Source organism: Actinocrinis sp. (assembly GCF_035938995.1).
GTDB lineage: Bacteria > Actinomycetota > Actinomycetes > Streptomycetales > Catenulisporaceae > DASZGI01.
Genome location: NZ_DASZGI010000119.1, coordinates 1 through 4150 on the forward strand (window position 1 = coordinate 1; position 4150 = coordinate 4150).

At 66.9% G+C, this 4150-nt stretch carries 3 protein-coding genes; all 3 read right to left on the reverse strand.

Annotated features, from left to right (window positions below):
* Positions 1 to 254: ATP-binding cassette domain-containing protein (locus tag VGZ32_RS07990; RefSeq protein ID WP_326885228.1), on the reverse strand; the 254-nt coding region annotated here is incomplete at its 3' end.
* A 431-nt stretch (positions 255 to 685) separates the two neighbouring features.
* Positions 686 to 2836, reverse strand: coding sequence for a hypothetical protein (locus VGZ32_RS07995; protein ID WP_326885229.1), 2151 nt, complete (start codon positions 2834 to 2836; stop codon positions 686 to 688).
* A gap of 105 nt (positions 2837 to 2941) precedes the next feature.
* On the reverse strand, positions 2942 to 4150 hold a 1209-nt coding region (locus tag VGZ32_RS08000), incomplete at its 5' end, for an aromatic amino acid lyase (RefSeq protein WP_326885230.1).

Consider the following 4150-nt stretch of genomic DNA (forward strand, 5'->3'; position numbering starts at 1 on the left):
CAGCCGATCGCACGCCGTACGCGCCCCTGCTCGCGCACGATGTCGAATCCGGCGACCGTGGCCCGGCCCGAGGTGGGCGCGGACAGCGTCGAAAGCATCCTGACCACCGTGGACTTCCCCGCCCCGTTGGGTCCGAGCAGCCCGAACACCGTCCCCGCCGGAATCTGAAGGCTGATGCCCCGCACCGCCTCGACCCCGCCCTTGTATGTCTTGACCAAACCCTCCGCGTCGATCGCCAGAGTCGGTTCTCTCATCGCCACCCTCCTCACTCGAACGAGGAACACGATATAGCGCGAGAGTTCAAAGTCAAGACATATCGCGAGCGTGCGCAGCGCCCGTTACATGCGACACCGCGGCGAACGGCCATCAGGCCGCCCATGCACCTTTTAAGACGACCGGCCATTTTGAAAGAACCGCGCGACAACTCTGCACGTGGGCTGCGTGTGGCGGCGCAGCAACCACACAGACGATGCGCTGCGGCTGTCTCTAACCTGCGCGAGAATGTAAGACGACCGGTCGTTTTAAAGCCAGCGCAGAACCGCCGCAGTCGGCAGCTTGCGGCGTCGCAGCAGCCGTTGCTCGGCGGGTCTCTCACCTCACCCAAAGCTTAAGACGACCGGTCGTTTTAAATCCGAAGACCCGCCGCTCATAAATGCCCCCGAGCGCGCCTCCCGAACCCGTCGCGCTACGACGGCGAGAGGTGCGTCACCTGGGTCAGCAGTTGCTCGCCCGCCTTGGTCAGATTGTTCGCACTGGCGACTAGAGAGGGCTGCGGCTGCACGCTGTTCATGCCTTTCATCCCCTGGCCGTCGAGCACATCCCGTATCTGCTGAACGAGCGCGTCTCTCGCCGCGCCGAGCTGGATCAGCTGGTTCTCGATGCTCGTGTACTGCGCGTCGCCGGGGGTGTCGCTGGTCAGCGCCTGAGTCGACGCGGTGAGCGTGTCGAGAGCGAACTGGCCCACCGACGAGTCGAGCTGGCTGTAGACCCGCCCGAGCGCGAGCAGCGACGGGTTCTGCCAGCTCTGGCCGGTCAGCGCCTCGGCCAGGACGCGGCCGTCGGGCGTGTAGTCGCTGTGCAGACCGGTGAGCGCCATGATCGTCGGCTCGATGTCGGCGTGCTCGGACCAGGTCGTGTTGTCGACGCCCGCGGTGCGCACGCTTGGGCCGACCAGCCCAAGCCACGTCGTGTTGATCTCAGGAGCGACGTCGCCGTGGTTCCACGCCTCAGCGCTGTTCTGGACGGTGCAGGGGGTGGTGCAGTTCGGGTCGCCGCCGTTGATCCAGAAGTCCGTGTTCCCGAAGAGGACATACGACGGCGTGCGGCCCGGGTCGCCGGTGACCATGTGCAATAGCTTCAGCTCCACCGGATCGGCCAGGTACCGCGTCAGCTGAACGGTCTTCCCAGTGGCGAGGTCGAGCGTGGTGAGTTTCGCCGTCGCCTGCTCCAGGGCACGCACGTCCGCCGAGGTGCGCGCGGGCTGTCCGTGGACGTACACAGCCGGGGCCGAGTCCGCCGACACGTCGAACGGGGTGGTGATCCCTTCCTGTGTCGCGAGCAGACCGTTGAGGTTGGCGTCCACCTCACCGATGTTCGAGTACGTGCACGGGACTTTGACGCCGTTACAGCCGGCCGGGGATCCGGCGCCGCCGACGAAGTGGTCGCCCTCGTCCGCCGTCACCACGAACAGCGTGTTCTGCTTGGTGATGCCATGCGCGGCCAGATCGGCGAAGAAGACCCCGAACGCCTTGTCCTCCGCCTTCGCCTGTGCCACGTAGCCGCTCGCACCCGGCCCGAACGCGTTTCCGGTCGCCCAGTCCTCGTGCAGGTCGGTGAGATAGGTGTAGGTCACCGGCACGCCGCGCAACTGCATGTCCAGCGTGTACGCCAGGGCGTTCTGGCCGGTCATCGCGTTGTAGCCGGGGAATCCGATGTTGCCCCGCCCGTCATTGATCACGTTGCCGTAGAGGTCGCGCACCGGTCCGCTCGGGCTGACAACCGGCTGGATCGCGGCGTTCCCGAAAAGTGCCTGGTAGCCGAAGTAACCGCCCGGCTCGTCGGTCAAGTTGTCCGCGACGCCGTTCGCCGTGGAACACAGCGCCGAGGTCGCTGCGCAGTGGATCGACAGGCCCTCGAAGTCGGCCGCCGCCTTCGCCTGCTGAGTCGGGTCCTCAGCCTCTTTCGCCTGGGCCGAGTTGCTCCCGTACACGTCGGGCACATCGGGCGTGGTGTTCTCAAGTTCGGTGTCGGCCGCGGCGACGGAACCGAAGTCACAGCCGGCGCGGGTGTATGAGACCCATGGCGCGGGTGCCTGACCGCCGACCGGCGACACGACGGTGGGCGAGGAATCGCCGAGCGGCGCGCCCGTCGCCGTGTTGTAGTCGACGATCGGGTCCGTCCAGTACGCGAACGAGCCGGCCGTGTCGGTCGTGCCGTCCGGTGTGTAGTACTGGTACGTGTTGGATATCGCAAGACCCTGCTTGTCCCCGTAGAGCCCGGACTCCGAGGTCACGATGTCGTTCGCGGTGTGCGCGATCAACGGCGTGTGCTCGTGCGTGACCACGGTGCCCTGGCCGGTCAGGAAGTGCAGCAGGGTCGGCATCTGCTCCAGGTCGCTCGGCACGTTCGCGGCGTCGCGGGTGTAATGGGTGTTGTCGAACTGGAGGTATATGACGTGCTTGATCGGGCCGGATAGACCGCAGAGGCTGTGGCTCGGAGAAGCGCTCGCGGAGGCGACAGTCTGTCCCGCGGCGCCCGCCACGCCGGTGGCGACGACCGCCGCCGCGGAGAGGATCGCGTACTTTCGGCTGATTCGCAGTGATCTGGTACGACGCATCGCAGTTCCCTCCGACGGGGATCGGCCGGGGCGACAGCGTAATCCCGAATCGGCCGCTGCGGGAGCATTCGGACGTTGAACAGACCGTAAATCTCGCGCCTTACGTCAATCACGCTCAGCGACGCGCGGGAGGGCTGGAGCGGACGAAGCGGACGTGCCTGCAACGATGGCTTCCAACTTCGCGAGTACCTGCCGATCCGCCAGCACTTCCGCCGCAACGCGCTCCACGTCCGGACCACAGGCACGATCGTCGTCCAAGGGCTCGATGATCGCCCGGACCGATCGATGGAGCAGTGTCGGCCCGACACCGAGCGCAGCTACGTCGGCGAGATCCACAGCTTGAGCCGCGACCAGCGCCTCGACCGCCAGAACACTGCGCAGCCGATCGATGATCCAGCCGGTGCGACGGGCCGCGAGCGGAGCGTTCGTGGTGTCGTCCTCCACTCCGTCGGCGCTGCTGTACGTATCCGTAGACACCGGCGTCGCCAGCTGCTTGATCTCGACAGCGAGCGCCTGCGAGGTCTTGATCAGAGCCATGAATCCGGTATGACCAGGACCGCGCGGTGACAGGGTGACCGGCAAGCCGGAATGCCTGCCAGTCAACAGGCATTCGGTGCGGGCGAGCGAGAGAGTCGCGACGTGACACAGGGCCAGCGCGAGCGTGTCGAACGCCAGGGCCAGGGCGGACGTGTGGAAGTTGCCCGTCGACACCACCCGCCCCTCCTCGGCCAGGACGAGCGGATTGTCGGCTGCACCGCCGAGTTCGGCCGCGAGCGCCGGACGGACGAAGTCGAGCGCCGCCAGCAGCGCACCGTGCACCTGTGAGACGCAGCGCAGACTGATCGGGTCCTGAAGCCGCCGGGCGTTGGCCGGGTCGAGCAGCAGTCCGCCGGTGAGCAGCGCGCGCAAGCCGTTCGCTGCTGCCGGCTGACCGGGTGCCGGACGGGCCGCCTGCACGCTCGGGTCAAGCGGAGTCGTGTTCGCGCGGAAACCTTCGTAGGTCAGCGCCGCGACCGCCTGCGCGAGTGTGAAGATCTCGCCTCCGTCGGCGAGCGCCAAGGCCCCGACTCCGGAACTCACCGAGTTCGAACTGCACAACGCGAGCCCGTCCTTGGGTCCGAGAACGGCAGGACGCAGTCCGGCAAGGGCCAAGGCCGAGTCGCCCGCTGACACCGCGCCCTCGAACTCGGCGAGCCCTTCGCCCATGATGACCTGCGCGAGATGCGCCAGCAGACAAAGGTCGGAAGCACCGACGGAGCCCGTTCCGGGTATGCGCGGATGGACACCGGCGTTCAGCATGTCCAGGAGTAGGAA

What these genes read in the sequence shown, in the direction of transcription:
- VGZ32_RS07995 (WP_326885229.1), bottom strand. Translation starts at nt 2,836, where the DNA reads ATGCGTCGTACCAGATCACTGCGAATCAGCCGAAAGTACGCGATCCTC.